11 protein-coding genes are annotated in these 14,484 nt (G+C 62.1%); 4 read left to right on the top strand and 7 right to left on the bottom strand.

The genetic code is table 11. The annotated features are described in order from the left end of the window. Positions 1-175: 175 nt before the first annotated feature. On the top strand, positions 176-967 hold the full coding sequence (blaOXA, locus tag ACH196_RS23145; protein ID WP_396649297.1) for a class D beta-lactamase: 792 nt from the start codon (positions 176-178) through the stop codon (positions 965-967). A gap of 46 nt (positions 968-1,013) precedes the next feature. Here the strand turns inward: blaOXA and ACH196_RS23140 are convergent, their stop codons facing one another. Beyond that, positions 1,014-3,152, bottom strand: coding sequence for a calcium-binding protein (locus tag ACH196_RS23140; protein ID WP_396649296.1), 2,139 nt, complete (start codon positions 3,150-3,152; stop codon positions 1,014-1,016). A gap of 167 nt (positions 3,153-3,319) precedes the next feature. Continuing rightward, the gene (locus ACH196_RS23135; protein WP_396649295.1) at positions 3,320-3,577 is read right to left on the bottom strand and encodes a DUF1127 domain-containing protein; all 258 of its coding nucleotides are present in this window, start codon (positions 3,575-3,577) and stop codon (positions 3,320-3,322) included. Positions 3,578-3,685: 108 nt separating this feature from the next. Between ACH196_RS23135 and ACH196_RS23130 the strand changes: the two genes are divergently transcribed. Next, the gene (locus ACH196_RS23130) at positions 3,686-4,066 is read left to right on the top strand and encodes a hypothetical protein (RefSeq protein WP_396649294.1); all 381 of its coding nucleotides are present in this window, start codon (positions 3,686-3,688) and stop codon (positions 4,064-4,066) included. A 187-nt stretch (positions 4,067-4,253) separates the two neighbouring features. On the opposite strand, the gene ACH196_RS23125 is transcribed toward ACH196_RS23130, so the two are convergent. The 5 genes from ACH196_RS23125 to ACH196_RS23105 all read right to left on the bottom strand — a co-directional run bounded on the left by ACH196_RS23125 (position 4,254) and on the right by ACH196_RS23105 (position 9,608). Further along, on the bottom strand, positions 4,254-4,853 hold the full coding sequence (locus tag ACH196_RS23125) for a dihydroxyacetone kinase subunit L (protein WP_396649293.1): 600 nt from the start codon (positions 4,851-4,853) through the stop codon (positions 4,254-4,256). A 2-nt stretch (positions 4,854-4,855) separates the two neighbouring features. Then, on the bottom strand, positions 4,856-5,854 hold the full coding sequence (locus ACH196_RS23120) for a dihydroxyacetone kinase subunit DhaK (RefSeq protein ID WP_396649292.1): 999 nt from the start codon (positions 5,852-5,854) through the stop codon (positions 4,856-4,858). Positions 5,855-5,972: 118 nt separating this feature from the next. Then, positions 5,973-6,989 (bottom strand): ABC transporter permease, encoded by a 1,017-nt coding sequence (locus ACH196_RS23115; protein ID WP_396649291.1) that lies wholly within the window; start codon positions 6,987-6,989, stop codon positions 5,973-5,975. A 33-nt stretch (positions 6,990-7,022) separates the two neighbouring features. Further along, positions 7,023-8,504, bottom strand: a complete 1,482-nt coding sequence (locus tag ACH196_RS23110) for a sugar ABC transporter ATP-binding protein (protein ID WP_396649355.1) — start codon at positions 8,502-8,504, stop codon at positions 7,023-7,025. A 78-nt stretch (positions 8,505-8,582) separates the two neighbouring features. Beyond that, positions 8,583-9,608, bottom strand: coding sequence for a sugar ABC transporter substrate-binding protein (locus ACH196_RS23105; RefSeq protein WP_396649290.1), 1,026 nt, complete (start codon positions 9,606-9,608; stop codon positions 8,583-8,585). A 467-nt stretch (positions 9,609-10,075) separates the two neighbouring features. Here ACH196_RS23105 and ACH196_RS23100 point away from each other — a divergent pair, with 467 nt between their 5' ends. Both ACH196_RS23100 and ACH196_RS23095 read left to right on the top strand, forming a co-directional pair. Further along, complete coding sequence (locus ACH196_RS23100) at positions 10,076-13,129, top strand: calcium-binding protein (protein WP_396649289.1); 3,054 nt, start codon at positions 10,076-10,078, stop codon at positions 13,127-13,129. Further along, positions 13,126-13,542: a hypothetical protein gene (locus ACH196_RS23095; RefSeq protein WP_396649354.1), complete on the top strand. Its 417-nt coding sequence runs from the start codon at positions 13,126-13,128 to the stop codon at positions 13,540-13,542. The genes ACH196_RS23100 and ACH196_RS23095 overlap by 4 nt, the downstream gene beginning before the upstream one ends. The last annotated feature ends 942 nt before the right edge of the window (positions 13,543-14,484 follow it).

The raw sequence follows: 14,484 nt of genomic DNA, 5'->3' as shown, positions 1-14,484 counted from the left end.
CCTGCCAACCCCATGTCCCGGCTGTCCTTTCCAGGCATGACCTGTTCCCCGGCGGCGTTCCTGCTTTGTCGACCGGCAACGTCAGAGGTTTGCCTGTCGGTCGCAGTCACTGTCGCTTAACCATCCCGCGCTACCGCTGCCCAATGGCGGGCATCGGTAGAACTGGAAACCGGAAATGCGCATCCTGATCACTTTCGCCCTCGCCCTGCTCACGCTGCCGGCCGAAGCCAAAACCCTGTGCACGGCGCTGGCCGACGCCGCCAGCGGCAAGATGCTGGTGCAGGAGGGCGACTGCGAGACACGCGTCACCCCGGCCTCCACCTTCAAGATCCCGCTCGCCCTGATGGGCTACGATTCCGGTTTCCTGAACGACGAGCACGCGCCCCCGTTGCCGTTCCGTGAGGGTTATCCGGACTGGATCAAGGCCTGGCGCACCGACATCGACCCGGCCGCATGGATGAAAAATTCCGTCGTCTGGTATTCGCAGCGGATTACCGAGAACCTCGGCGAGGCGCGTTTTCGCGGCTATGTCGAAGCGTTCGACTACGGCAACGAGGACGTTTCCGGCGATCCCGGCAAGAACAACAGCCTCGAGCGTTCGTGGATCGCCTCGTCGTTGAAAATCTCGCCGGTCGAGCAGGTCGAGTTCCTCCGCAAGCTGGTGCGGCGCGAACTGCCGGTCTCGGCCGCCGCCTACGACATGACCGCGGCGATCACCGCCCAGCCGCCGCTGCCCGGCGGATGGCAGTTGCACGGCAAGACCGGCTCCGCCTTTTCGCGCAAACCCGACGGCTCGCCGGACCGCGACCGCGCCTATGGCTGGTTCGTCGGCTGGGCGACGCGCGGTGATCGGACGATTGTCTTCGCCCGGCTGATCCAGACGGAAAAGCGCGAGGCCATCGGCTCCGGCCTTGTCGCCCGCGACGCTTTTCTGAAGGAGTTGCCAGGCCTGTTGCCGGAATCCTGAGCCGGCCGCGGTCGCCGCGGCCGGCTCTAACGAAACGAGGCTCGCCTCAGATGATCAAGAAGTCGGCCGCCGTCAGGCCCGGCGCTCCGGTCAGCGTCGCGATCACCGTCACCCCGCCGGCGGCGGAGCCGTTGGCGTCGTAGCGCAGGATGCCGGTGTCGGTTTCGTAGATGAAATGCTGGTCGAGCGTCGTCGCAACCCCGGCGGCGTTCGCGACGAAATGTTTTGCGGCGAGCGCGCCCTTGGCGAGACCGCCAAAGACATCGCCGTCGAAACGCAGCGTATCGTTGTTGCCGGTGACATTCTGGAATTCGCGGATCGTGTCGCCGCCGTCGCTCAGCGCCAGATAGTCGAACCTGTCGTTGCCGCCGCCGCCGCTGAGCGAATCCTTTCCGGCGCCGCCGAAGAGCACGTCATTGCCGTCGCCGCCGGCGAGCAAGTCGGCACCGCCGCGGCCCGTGAGCTTGTTGGCAAGGCTGTCGCCGCGAAGCACATCGTCGAAATTGGAACCGGCTAGAGCCTCCATCCCCTGCTGGTTGTCGCCCTCCGCATCGCCGGTGCCGGCAAACGTATTGTCGAGCGCGAAACGCACCCCCTTGTCCGCGCTGGCGTAGCTGATGGTGTCAAAACCGTCGCCGCCTTCGAAGCGGTCGCGGCCCGCCCCGCCGTCGAGCACGTCGTTGCCGTCCTCGCCGTGAAGCTGGTCGTCGCCGCCGCCGGAGATCAGCACGTCGTTGCCACCGCGTCCGCCGATGGCGTCCTTGCCGGCGCCGGTCTCGATCACATTGGCCAAGTCGTTGCCGATGCCGATGAAATCGCCGGTCGCGAGCGAGGTAAGGTTCTCGAAATTGTCACCGAGCTTGTAGCTGTTGAGCAAGCTGAGAACCGTGTCGGTGCCCTGGCCGACTGACTCGATCACCACTTCGCCGATGGTATCGACGACGTAGAAATCATTGCCGGCGCCGCCCTCCATGGTGTCGAGACCGGTGCCGCCATCCAGAAAATCATTGCCCGTGCCGCCATAGAGGCGGTCGGCGTCGGCGCCGCCATAAAGCTGGTCGTTGCCGGTCTGGCCGAACATATCGTCCTCGCCCGCCTCGCCGAAGATCAGGTCGTCGCCACGGACGATGAGCGCGCCGGAATCGAAAGCCGATTCGCCATAGATGCGGTCATTGCCGGCCCCGCCATAGATGGTGTCGTTGCCGCCGACGACGCGCGAGCCGTTCTCGATCCGCTCGGCTTCGCCGGAGATGACGTCGTCGCCATTGTTGCCGCTCAGCCGGTCGTCGCCGGCATAGAGCCGCCCGCCGGTGACATACCGGACGTCGCCGTAGATTTCATCGCGCACCAGGCCGCCATCGATCCGGTCGTCGCCACCGTAAACCAAAGTGTCGGTATTCTGGGCGGCGGCATCGCCGATCAGCGTCCCGTGGAAATCAGGTCCAGCGGCAATGTAGTCGTTGCCGCCGACCAGTTGGGCCACCCGGCCGCTCATGCCCTCGACGATCACGACGTCGCCGACCGCCATCGACTGCGCGTGTGTCGACTGAATGTAGATGGTGTCGTTGCCGCCGGTGAGTTTTCCGGAAGCAAAAAGCACTTCGGCATCGCCGGAGAAGGACTGGAACGCCGTGGTGGCGGCTCCGGTGATGTCGTCCACGCCGCCACGGTAGTCGACGAGAGCGGAAGTCGTGCTCCTGCTTCCGACCTGGGAAACGTCGCCCATCGCGGTGGTCTGGGCGTCGCCGGGCTGGATGATGTCGTTGCCGCCGGTCGCCCCGGCCCGCGCGGAAATACCGTCGCCGAACAGCTTGAACTCGTCGTCGGGACCGGCAGTCGCCAGCGAGGCGCCGGTGATGACGTCATTGCCTTCGAGGAAGCGCCAGAAACTGTCCGGACCGGCGAGCAGGGCTTGCGGTTCGAGGGAGATGCCGGTGATGACGAGTTCCGGCCGGGCGGCGTCATAGGCGCCGGTATCCAGTTCGATCTTGGTGACGGTGCCGGACACCGGCCGTCCGTCCGCGCCATAGGTCATGTTCTCACCCTGCAGCACGACCGAACTCCCGGCTGTGGTGAGATAATTGAAGTAGAACGGCAGCGTTGCTCCGCCCTTGCTGAAGGTGACAAGGTTGGGGTCCGCCATGTCGAGGGACGCGGTTGCCTTGCTGAAATCCAGGGTAGCCATGGTCATAGTTCCTTTTTGACGATCCGGCGGCGCGCAGGGGCCGCAACGGCTTCGCGCCGTCCACGGATCGGATGCGTTGATGTGGTTCAGACGAGGTGGCGCGGCGGACTGGGACCGGCTTTCAAGCCGGTTCGCTTCGCCGCGCCGGTTGCGGGAAACTCAGCGGGTCATTCGCCGGACGGCCGCAGCCATTCCGCGGACGCCGCCTTACGGAAACGCGTCGAGGACGAGATCTCGCAGCGCGCGATACCCATGTCCTTCAGCATGTGATCCGGCATCGCATGCAGCCTGGCACGGCCCTGCCTCATGCGGATTGCGCGGTGCACGAAACCCGCTGCCTGGCCGAACTTCGGCCCGAACGCGCGGGCGATTGTCATGACGTCGAATATATGGGAAGCGGCTTCCGCTCTCCTGGGGCTGGTCATTGTCTTTCTCCTTTGGCAACTTGCCTTGTGCCCCTTAGGAGACATGTTGAACTTTCAAACAAGTTCAGAAACTGTATTGCGCAGTGATTCAGGTGCTTGCGAAAGGCGATGAATCGAATCGAATTGGCAATAACAACACATTGTGTGCAACATCACACAGATTCGCTCGGCCAAAATAAGTTGGAAAATTGCGGCGATTTGGCCGCTTCTGCCCGCTTTCGATCAAAGGCGGCGTTTCTTACCACCGCCGGGTTGTGCCCGTTCGACGCGAGATCCTCGACGGCCTCCGGCCTGTCAAAAAGCCGTGCCTTGGCGTGCCGCCCATGGTGCCGGCATCATTTTTCCAAGCAGTTGAAAGAATTGATGAAACACACCGTCGTCGGCATTCTGCGGGAAGACGCTGATACGATCGAACGAAAACTTCCCAAGATCACGCGAAACCTGACGTGTTTGGCCAGATCGTTGTGCCGAACGGCATCCGACACTTGAGAAACGGGATCGGCCGCTGTCGATGCGAGGCATCCGGCCTGTGTTCGATCCCAGGCGGTTTCCAGCCCGATTCAGTTTCTGTACTCCGAATTGTCCTGGAGAGATAGTGCGCACCATGTCGCCGATGTGAAACGCAGGCAGCCGCCCCACCGTGACGGCTTTTTTGAGGAGTAGCCGGCTCGCTAACTCAAACCGCGTCGATCATCACCTTGAACGCCACCATGCCGGGATCCTCCATGCCGATGGTGCGCTCGGCAAAAATCCGCGCCCGCCCGATCTTGTTCGGCTTGTCACGGAATTCGGCCATCGCCTGATCCGTGCCCTGCCGCAGCGCCGCCAGCAGTTCCGCCGGATCGTCCTTGCCGGCGCCAGTCCTAGCCGCGCCGGACACCGCGTCCATGACGGTCTTGTCGCCGAGGCTGGCTTTTCCGCGCGCCATCATCGCCTCGACAGCCTTGTCGAGAAAACCCGGCACCTCGCTCCAGGCGACCTCGGTCCTTCCCTTGGTCAACTTCGCCGCCGCCATCATGCTGGTCGCCAGCAACGTACCGAAGCTGGAACTCGACACCTTGGACACCGCCCCTGCCCCCAGCATCAGCGCCATGCCGACGTCGTCCGGCCAGGTATCCTTGATGCGGTCGAGTTCGCGAAACGCCTTTATCAGCGTGATCCCCAGGTCGCCGTCGCCAATCTGGCCGTCGAGAGCGGTCAGCCTTTCGTGCTCGGTCTCCAGCGCTGCCAGAATTTTCGCCACCCCCTGCCGCAGCGAATTGACCGTTAGCGCCATGGTCACACCTTCCAGAAGGCGCAGGCCGCCGGCGCGGTCAAGAATTTCTCCAACTCGCCATCCAGCGGCAGGACGGTCAGCGAGGCGCCCGCCATCTCCATTGAGGTCGCATAGCGCCCCACCAGCGGATGGGCGATTTTCAGCCCCGCATCCTCGATGCGGTCGGCGATCCGGTCGTAGAGAATGAAAAGTTCCTCTACCGGCGTGGCTCCCAGGCTGTTTACCAGCACCGTGACCCGCTCGCCTCGCGGCAGCGACAGGTCCGCCAGCACTGGATCCAGCATCGCATCGGCTATCTCCCTGGCCGGCCTCAATTTTTCGCGCTTCACACCGGGCTCGCCATGGATGCCCATGCCGACCTCCATCTCGTCGTCGCCGATTGAAAAAGTTGGCTTTCCGGCCTGTGGCACGGTGCAGGGCGACAGCGCCACGCCCATGGTGCGGCAGCCGTCCGCCGCTTTCTGCGCAACCCGTGTCACCTCATCCAGATCAAGCCCGGCATCGGCGGCAGCTCCCGCGATCTTGAAGGTCAGCACCATACCGGCCACGCCGCGCCTTTTCTCGCGCTCGGCAATCGGGGCGCTCGCCACGTCGTCGGCAAGCAGCACGGTCGTCGAGGATATCTCATCGAACTCAACCATTTCGCCGGCCATGTCGAAATTCATGACGTCGCCGCCATAGTTGCCGTAGAGCCTGAGCACCCCTGCCCCGCCATTGGCAGCGCGCATGGCGGTGGCCATCTCGTCGGCGGAAGGAGACGCAAAGACGTCGCCGCTGGCGACCGCGTCCAGAAACCCCGGCCCGACATAACCGGTGAAAATCGGCAGGTGGCCCGAGCCGCCTCCCGAGACTATCCCCACCTTGCCCTTGACCGGCCCACCAGCCCGGGCGATCACCCGCGTCGTACCTTCAACCAGTTGATAATATTGCGGATAAGCGCGGCAAAGCCCCTTCAGCGTCTCTTCGGCATAGCTGAACGGGTCGTTCAAGATCTTCTTCACGACGAATCCTCCAGGAACTTCAACCAGAACCGCTCCTGCCCTCGGCTACGGCCTCGGGCGTTCGCATCCTTTGAAAGGTCCACCGTACCTTCCAATTCGCCTTGGGCGAACCGGATGCTTACTCCCGCGCGCTTTCCCTCAGCTTCTGGGCGTAGACGTTGATTACCAGCGCGGCCAGCAGGATCAGGCCGCGGATCAAAATCTTCAGGAAACTATCGATCTGGATATGGTCGAGCCCGTTGTTCAGCACGCCCAGCACCATCAGGCCGATGATGGTGTTGCCGATGCCGCCGCGCCCGCCGAAGAGGCTGGTGCCACCGACAACAACCGCGGCAATCGCGTCGAGCAGAAAAGTGTCGAACTGGTTCTGCTGCGCCGAGCCGAAATAGGCAACGCCGATCATGCCGGCGATGCCCGAGCACATGGCGGAAATCACCATCACGGCGCCGATGATCATCTTGACGTTGACGCCGGAATACTCGGCCGCCTCGCGGTTGCCGCCGACCATATAGACGTAGCGGCCGAAGCGCGTGTAGGTCAGCACCAGATGCGCCACCAGCATGAACAGCAGACAGACCACGATCGACCATTTGACCCCGAGGATCGTGCCCGAGCCCAGCGTGGTGATCAGGTCGGGAAAATTATAGGCGATCTGGCCGCGCACCAGCATGGCGGACATGCCGTTGGCGATCTGCATCATGGCCAGCGTCATGATGAAGGAAGGGATGCCGATACCCACCACACCAAAGGCGGTTACCAGCCCCAGCGTCAGGCAGGCGGCAAGCGTCAAAATGATGGCGATCCAGCCCTGCATCGGCAGGTTGGCGATGTTCACGTATTCGGGCTGGATGGTGAAATAGGCCACCAATATGCCTATGGCATTGGCTATAGCCGCCACCGACAGGTCGATCTCGGCCGTCAGGATCACGAAGGTCAGGCCGACCGCGATGATGCCGGTGATCGAGGCCTGGCTCAAAATGTTCATGAAATTGTCGAAGGTGCGGAAACTCTCGGCCTGGGTCGCAAAGAAGATCACCAGCACGATCAGCGTGAACACCGGCGCGATGTTGCGCATCTGCTCGGCGAGGAACCGCTTCAGTTCGAACGGCCGCGCCGTTTCGGTCGCCATGCTCATCCCAATTCCCCCGAAGTATCCGTTTCGCGCCGTTCACGCCGCATCGAGCAGGTCCGTCTTGTCGATGTGGCCGCGCGTGAATTCCTTTGCCACCACGCCGCGCTTCAGCACCGTCACCCGGTCGGCCAAGGTCAAAATCGTCTCCGGCTCGGTCGACAGCACAAGGATAGCCACACCGCGGTCGCGCAGCGACTTGACGATGCGGATCACGTCCTCCTTGGCGCCGACATCCATGCCGCGCGTCGGCTCGGACAGGATCAGCACCTTCGGCAGTTCCGTCAGCCACTTGGCCAGAGCTACCTTCTGCTGGTTGCCGCCGGAGAGATTACCGAGCGCGATGTCGGCACGCGGCGGCCTGATCTGCAGGTCCTCGATATGCCTCACCGCGATGTCCCGCTCCTTGCGCGGCTTGAGCAGAACACGGTGGATACGGCCCAGTATGGCGATGGAGATGTTCTTGAACACCTGTTCGGTGCGAAACAGCATCATGCGCCGGCTCTCCGGCAGGTAGGCGATACCGGCGCGGCGCGCCGACGCGGTCGAGCCGAAGCGCACCGGCTTGCCGTTCAGCACAAGACTGCCGGCGCGCAAAAAACCCTTGCCGAACAGGATGCGCGACAGCTCGACCTGGCCGCAGCCCATGAAGCCGTAGACGCCGGTGATCTCACCGCTCCTGAGTTTTAGCGAAACGTCGCGGACCATCTGTCCGTCGCTCAGGCCGCTGGCTTCCAGCACGACGGGCTTGGCATCGTCGCCCCTGAGTTCCGAGCTTTCGCCCATATGCATGTCGACCGAGCCGCGGCCGATCATGTATCCGATGATGGAATCCTTGGTCAGCGCCTGCGTCCGCTCGGTCACCACCTTGCGGCCGTTGCGGAACACGGTGACGCGGTCGGAAATCGCCAGCACGTCGTCCAGGAAATGCGAGATGAAGACGATGGTGCGGCCCTGGCTTTTCAGCCGCCGCAGCGCCTCGAACAGGCGGGCCACTTCCGGTGGCGACAGCGCCGAGGTGGGCTCGTCGAGAATGATGATCTTTGCGCCGGAAAACAGCACGCGCGACAATTCGACGAGCTGCTGGATGCCGACCGGCAGGCTGCCCATGCGGGCTGTCGGCTCGATATTGAGCCCGAGGCTCGCAAGCTGCACCCTCGCCTCGCGGCGCATGCGGCGCCAGTCGACGACGCCGCCGGCGACCAGCGGCTGGACGCCGAGGAAGACGTTTTCGGCCACCGTCAAATCCGGCACGATCGACAGTTCCTGGTGCACCATGCCGATGCCGGCGGCCAGCGCCTCGCCCGGCGAGCGGAAATGCACGCTCCTGCCGTCGACCCGCATGTCGCCCTCGAAACCGTGATGGACGCCGGCGATGATCTTCATCATCGTCGACTTGCCGGCGCCGTTCTCGCCGACCAGCCCGTGGATCTCGCCGGGGGCGAGGTCGAAATCGACGTCGCGCAAGGCATGCACGCCACCAAAAGCCTTCGACACGCCGACCATTTCCAGGATCGGCATGGCGGCGGATGAATTGGCCGGGGACTCGGTCGAGCCCCCGGCCGCTATCGAAGCATTGTCAGCCAAAGTCGCGGCCGGTCAGATCAGAAAATTCTTCTGCAGCCAGAGATGGCCGGGAGCCGTCTCGGCGGTGATGACCGGACCGTCGGCCCAGATATAGTTCGGGATATCCTTGCCGGTCTTCTCGCCGCCATTGACCGCCGCCACGCCGGCCGCGACCGCCCAGCCATGGATGCGGCAGGACGGATTGCGCACGGTCGCCACCATGGTGCCGTCGAGCACGGCGTTGACCGCCGGCGGCATGGCGTCGACGCCGCCGATGAAGATGCCCTCGCGGCCCTTGGCCTTCATGACGTTGTGCGCGGCCAGCGCCATGTCGTCATTGTGGAAGAAGGCGCCGGCGATGTCCGGATATTTGGTCAGCAGCGATTCCCAGATGCGGGCGACCTTGGTGACGTCCCAATCCGCCGGCTGGTCGTCCACCAGCTTCACGTCCGGATAGTTGGCGATGACCTCCTTGAAGCCCTTGGCGCGCCCTTGGGCGCCGGTATGGCCGAGCGCGCCCTGGGTCATGACGACGTTGCCCTTGCCGCCGATCTTCTTCATCAGCTCGTTGGTCACCACCGAGCCCATGAAGATGTTGTCCGGCGCGATGAAGGTGTGCAGCGCGAGCTGACCCTCAGGCGCCATCATCGTGTCCATGGCGATGACCGGCGTGCCCGAATCGATCACCTTCTTGATCGGGTCGTTGAGCGTGCCGATGCCGAAGGTCTGCAGAGCGACGAAGTCCCATTTCTGCGTGGCAAGGTTGTCGACCGCCGCGCGCTGCTTGGTGGCGGACAATTCGCCGTCGAACCAGGTGATTTCGACGTTCATGAGCTTGGCCCAAGCTTCCGCCGCCTGCTTGCCCTGCGCACACCAGCTTGCCTGCAGGCCGGCATTGCCCATGGCAGCCTTCAGCGGCTTGCCCGAGGGCTTGAGTTCCTGCGCCATCGCCGGGTCGAAGCCGGCGGAGCCGAGCAGCGCGCCGGCAAGCGCGGTGGCGCCGATCGCCTTGAAGATGTCGCGGCGCGTTCTGGATTCCTCGATAAGATCGTCGAGCACGTGATTCCTCCCATTTGCCCCCGGCGAACGGCCGGATTGCGGTTCCTACCCTCGCGCCCGCGCCCGTCCGGGAGAACTCCTCTCGCCCACCAAACGGGTTTTCTGCGCGTCCCGAAAAATAGGGCCGAAACCGTTGAAAGGTCAACACGGGACAGGGCGAATTGTATGACTATTTGCAAATGCCAGCGGGGGTGGAAAATGTTGGAACTTCGAGCGTGGTGAATCGGACGTGACGCAGCGTCACGGGACAGCGCATACACTATATTGACCGATGTGGCGACTTTTGGACAACTATTCGAAACTGTTCGGTATTAGTGCCGAGTTGCCGAAAAGACGCAATCAAAGAGATAGCGGAGAACCCTTTCGTCCCTGCCTTGTATTTGCGCAATAGGGCCTTTATTCGATCATCAATATGAGACGACAATCGTCCAGGAATATCGTGGGCAGCGCAAGCAGGGGGAAATTGAATGCCGATCAAATTTGTCGGACCTGAATTCGGAGTGCAGTCGACATGGGGAGACAATTTTTCCCCCTCGCTGACCACACTCGCCAACGGCCGCATCGTGGCGACATGGCAGCACAACGGGCTTGAAGAGAGCGGATTCGACATCCGCGCAAGAATTTTTAGTGCCGACGGTCAAAAACTCGGCGATGACTTCATCGTCAATTCCACGATCGTGGATGGACAAGAGAACCCTTCACTTTCGGCTTTGTCGAATGGTGGCTTCGTAGCCACCTGGAAATCCCGGGATACAGGGGACGGTACCAGCGACTGTATCCGTGCTCGTGTATTCGACGCTGATGGACAACCGTCCGGAGCCGACTTTGTCGTAAACGATCCGGTTGATGAATTGCAGTTTACTTCTTCGGTTGCGGCGCTGCCAGACGGTCACTTCGTCGTGACATGGCATTCTTCAGGAGGAGAGAACTCCTTTGAGGCGATTAGCGCTCGCATATTTGATGCGTCAGGCGCTCCTGTTGGTAACGAACTCGTCGTATCAATCCACGGCGCTCCGTACGGCTCACCGTCCACCACCGCGCTTGCGGACGGTCGTTTCCTGGTTTCATGGGATTCAGAAAGTGTGCCTGGAGACGGTGACCTCAGTGGAGTTCAGGGACGAATTTTTAATGCCGATGGGCAGCCTTCTGGACAGGCGTTTACTGTCAATACTTCAGGCGCCGGTTTTCAGAACGCATCCGTGACAACCGCATTGCCTAATGGCGGTTTTGTCGTTGTATGGCGATCGGAAGAAAGTCCTGGTCAAGCCGATCCCGACCTGGATGCTCGTGGTCGTGTCTTTGACGCAAATGGTCAGGCCATAGGTCCCGATTTCAATCTGGCATCGACGACCGAAGGTAACCAACGCAACGTTTCCGTCGTGGCATTGCCTGATGGACGCTTTGTGGCCGTATGGGATTCCTGGGATTCAGGCGACGGTGACGGCTCGTGCATTCGCGCACGCCTGTTTGCTGCTGACGGGACGCCCTCGGGTGATGATTTCATCGTCAATACGAGGGCGGAAAGTAATCAGTCCGGGCCAGCGGTTTCTGCCATGTCCGACGGCCGCCTGTTGGTGACTTGGGGCTCGTGGGAGGCCGCTGCTTATACCCTTCGTGGTCAGATTCTAGATTCGTCAATTTTTGATGGCACGGTCGACGCGGATAGCTGGAACGGCAGCAACGTCTTCGCGGACAAGATTTCCGGTGCAGCCGGCGAAGACATGCTGTCGGGTCTCGGCGGCAATGACACGATCTCCGGCGGCGACGGCGACGATATCCTGAATGGCGGCGGCGGCGCCGACTATCTCAGCGGTGGAGCGGGTCGCGACACCGCCTCTTATGCGCAGGCCACCGCCGCCGTTAAAGTCAATCTCAGCGATCCGTCGCTCAACGCTGGCGAGGCCAAGGGCGACACCTTCAACTCCATCGAAAATCTGGAAGGCTCGGCCTTCAACGACACGCTCGACGGCAATGCCGGCGCCAACATCCTGACCGGCCTGAATGGCTCTGATTTGCTTCGCGGCGCAGCCGGCACCGACACGCTGCTGGGCGGGGCCGGAGACGACACGCTTGGTGGCGGCGATGGCAGAGATACGCTAATAGGCGGAGAAGGAGCCGACTATCTCAGCGGCGGCGCGGGTATCGACACCGCGTCATACGCAGATGCGGCTGCCGCCGTGCGGGTATTCCTGTCCAGTCCCGACTCTAATGACGGCATTGCCGCCGGAGACACTTTCAACTCCATCGAAAACCTCACCGGTTCGGTCTTCGACGACGTCCTCGACGGAAACTCCGCCACAAATGTCCTGATCGGAGGCGACGGCAACGATATCCTCGGGACTGGCGTTCGAGGGCGAGACGAACTTTACGGCGGTGAAGGTGATGACATCCTCTTCTCCGCCAACGACGAATACGAAACGGGCGTGTTCGACGGCGGCGGCGGTGTAGACACGCTGAAATCGGAATACGCCAATCTTGTGGGCAGGACCGTTGTCGGCGTCGAAAACCTGTCCATCGAGGGCAAGGTGATCGCCACCATCGACATCCTCTCAAAATTTGAACAGATCGCCGGCCCGACACCCGATGGAATCGTCCTCGAATTGGAAGGTGCCGGTGGCGTCCTTGATCTATCCAACTCCGCTCTCGACAGAATATATGTCCAAAGGTCGGACACGACGTCGGGCTACACACTTATTGGCGGCGCGTATGACGACTACCTGAGCGGTTCCAAATTTAACGATGTGTTGCAGGGTGGCGCTGAGGGCGACTATCTCTTCGGCCGTGACGGGCAAGACACCGTCAGCTACTCGCTTTCAAAGTCTGCCGTCCTAGTCGATCTCAAGATTGCATTCCAACGCGATGGAACTGGTGACGCGGAAGGCGACTATCTCACCGGCATCGAGAATTCGATAGGATCCGCCTTCGCGGACACGCTGATCGGCAATTCTGTCGCTAACAGGCTGTTCGGCAGCAATAGCAGCGATACGCTGAACGGCGGCCTCGGCGCCGACTATTTGAGCGGCGGCACAGGCAGTGACACCGCCTCCTACGCGCAGGCGGCCGCCGCCGTGAAGGTCAACCTCGCCGATCCATCGCTCAATGCCGGCGAGGCCAAGGGCGACACTTTCAACTCCATCGAGAACCTCTCAGGCTCCGCCTTCAACGACACGCTCGACGGCAATGCAGGCATGAACACACTGACCGGTCTCGGCGGCATCGATGTGCTTCGCGGCGCTGGCGGCAACGACGTCCTGCAGGGCGGCGACGGCGACGACAAGCTTGGCGGCGGCGACGGCAACGATGTCCTTGCCGGTGGCGTTGGGGCGGACTATCTCAATGGCGGCAACGGCGCCGACACGGCCTCCTATGCCGGCGCGGCGGCGGGCGTTATTGTCAATCTCGCCGCCCCTGCCGGCAACACCGGCGAGGCGGCCGGCGACAGCTTTATTTCCATCGAGAACCTCGAAGGCTCCGGTTTCGGCGACCGGCTGAGCGGCAATTCCGCGGCCGCGACCGGCTGAGCGGCAATTCCGCGGCCAATGCCATCTCCGGCCTGAACGGCGCAGACGTGATCGATGGCGGAGCCGGGTCGGACAGGCTCACCGGCGGCGCGGCGAAAGACTTCTTCGTCTTCTCCAGCGCGCTCGGCACGTCCAATATCGACACCATCGCCGACTTCTCGGCGGCCGACGACACGATCCGGCTGGACAATGCCATCTTTGCCGCCGTCGGAGCCAACGGCGCGCTTCTTTCCGGCTATTTTCGGTCAAACACCACCGGCACGGCGCAGGATTCCAACGATCACATCATCTACGAAACCGACACCGGCAAACTCTTCTATGACGCCGACGGCAATGGTGCCGGCATCGCCATCCAGTTCGCCACGCTGACCGGCAACCCGGCGATATCAGCCGCCGATTTCCAGGTGATCTGACTCACTGCGGAGCGCAGCGCTCCCGCGGTGTTTACCCGAGGCGCGGCAAGCAAGCCTTGCCGCGCCTTTTTCGCCGGCGCTCGGCTCGTCGGCCTTGCCTGCTCCTTTGGTCATGCTTGTTGCGCGAAAACCCACCTGCCTTGCCGCCACTGGGCTGATTCTATTTGCTTTTGCAGGCATGACATTGTTTTCGACCGGCCTCCGGCCCGCTCCGCACCAAATTAACGAAGCGTCGGAGGTCCGCCAATCGCCGATGTTGGAGATTAGCTGAGGCACATTATGACTGTCGTCATTCCCGACCTCGTGAGCGAGCGAAGCGAGTGGAGAGTGTCGGGAATCCATGCCTCGTCGCTCGTGCAGTCAAAGCCGGCTCCGAAAATCCGGCGCGAATGTCTGCCCCCCTTGAACCTGATGGCATAGGGAGAGGGACGCCAAGCCAAGCTTGCGATCTCCTCCGTCTCAATACGTATCTGAAGGACGCCCGAAGGGCCGGAGAGAAGGTCGATCTTAAAGCCGCTTGCAGCACCCCTTGGTCATGCTTGTTGCGCCAAAATCCACGCGGGTTCCGATTAGCTCTCTGTTTTCGCTTGGCTTTGCAAGCATGACATTCTTTCCGGCTGGCCTTGTGCGCAGACCGTGAAGGCTGTGATGCGGGCTTCCCACCTCTCAAAAAACCAAGCCTTTTCAATATGTTGTGCTGACGGCGTGGCGGAAGCCTCGCCTTTCCCTCGTCGCCAAGGATTATTTTCTTAGGAGCATTGCATATGTTCCCGATATGTTCCATATTGGATGCCAGCCTTGTCTGGAGGAGGCATCGGTGGAGTTTGGAGACGCGAGTGCGACAATCGAGCGATACCGGGGAGCGCTGAAGCACATCGTGCTGACGCTGGTCGGCATGGCCGAGATGGGGTACGGCAGGCCGCTGTCCCTGGTGCTCGGGGA

Source organism: Mesorhizobium sp. IMUNJ 23232 (assembly GCF_044326205.1).
Taxonomy (GTDB): domain Bacteria; phylum Pseudomonadota; class Alphaproteobacteria; order Rhizobiales; family Rhizobiaceae; genus Kumtagia.
This window is presented reverse-complemented; position numbering and strand designations above follow the sequence as displayed.

Coding starts and splice junctions, on each gene's coding strand:
- blaOXA (WP_396649297.1), top strand. CDS start 176: ATGCGCATCCTGATCACTTTCGCCCTCGCCCTGCTCACGCTGCCGGCC.
- ACH196_RS23135 (WP_396649295.1), bottom strand. CDS start 3,577: ATGACCAGCCCCAGGAGAGCGGAAGCCGCTTCCCATATATTCGACGTC.
- ACH196_RS23125 (WP_396649293.1), bottom strand. CDS start 4,853: ATGGCGCTAACGGTCAATTCGCTGCGGCAGGGGGTGGCGAAAATTCTG.
- ACH196_RS23115 (WP_396649291.1), bottom strand. CDS start 6,989: ATGAGCATGGCGACCGAAACGGCGCGGCCGTTCGAACTGAAGCGGTTC.
- ACH196_RS23130 (WP_396649294.1), top strand. CDS start 3,686: ATGAATCGAATCGAATTGGCAATAACAACACATTGTGTGCAACATCAC.
- ACH196_RS23140 (WP_396649296.1), bottom strand. CDS start 3,152: ATGGCTACCCTGGATTTCAGCAAGGCAACCGCGTCCCTCGACATGGCG.
- ACH196_RS23100 (WP_396649289.1), top strand. CDS start 10,076: ATGCCGATCAAATTTGTCGGACCTGAATTCGGAGTGCAGTCGACATGG.
- ACH196_RS23110 (WP_396649355.1), bottom strand. CDS start 8,504: ATGCCGATCCTGGAAATGGTCGGCGTGTCGAAGGCTTTTGGTGGCGTG.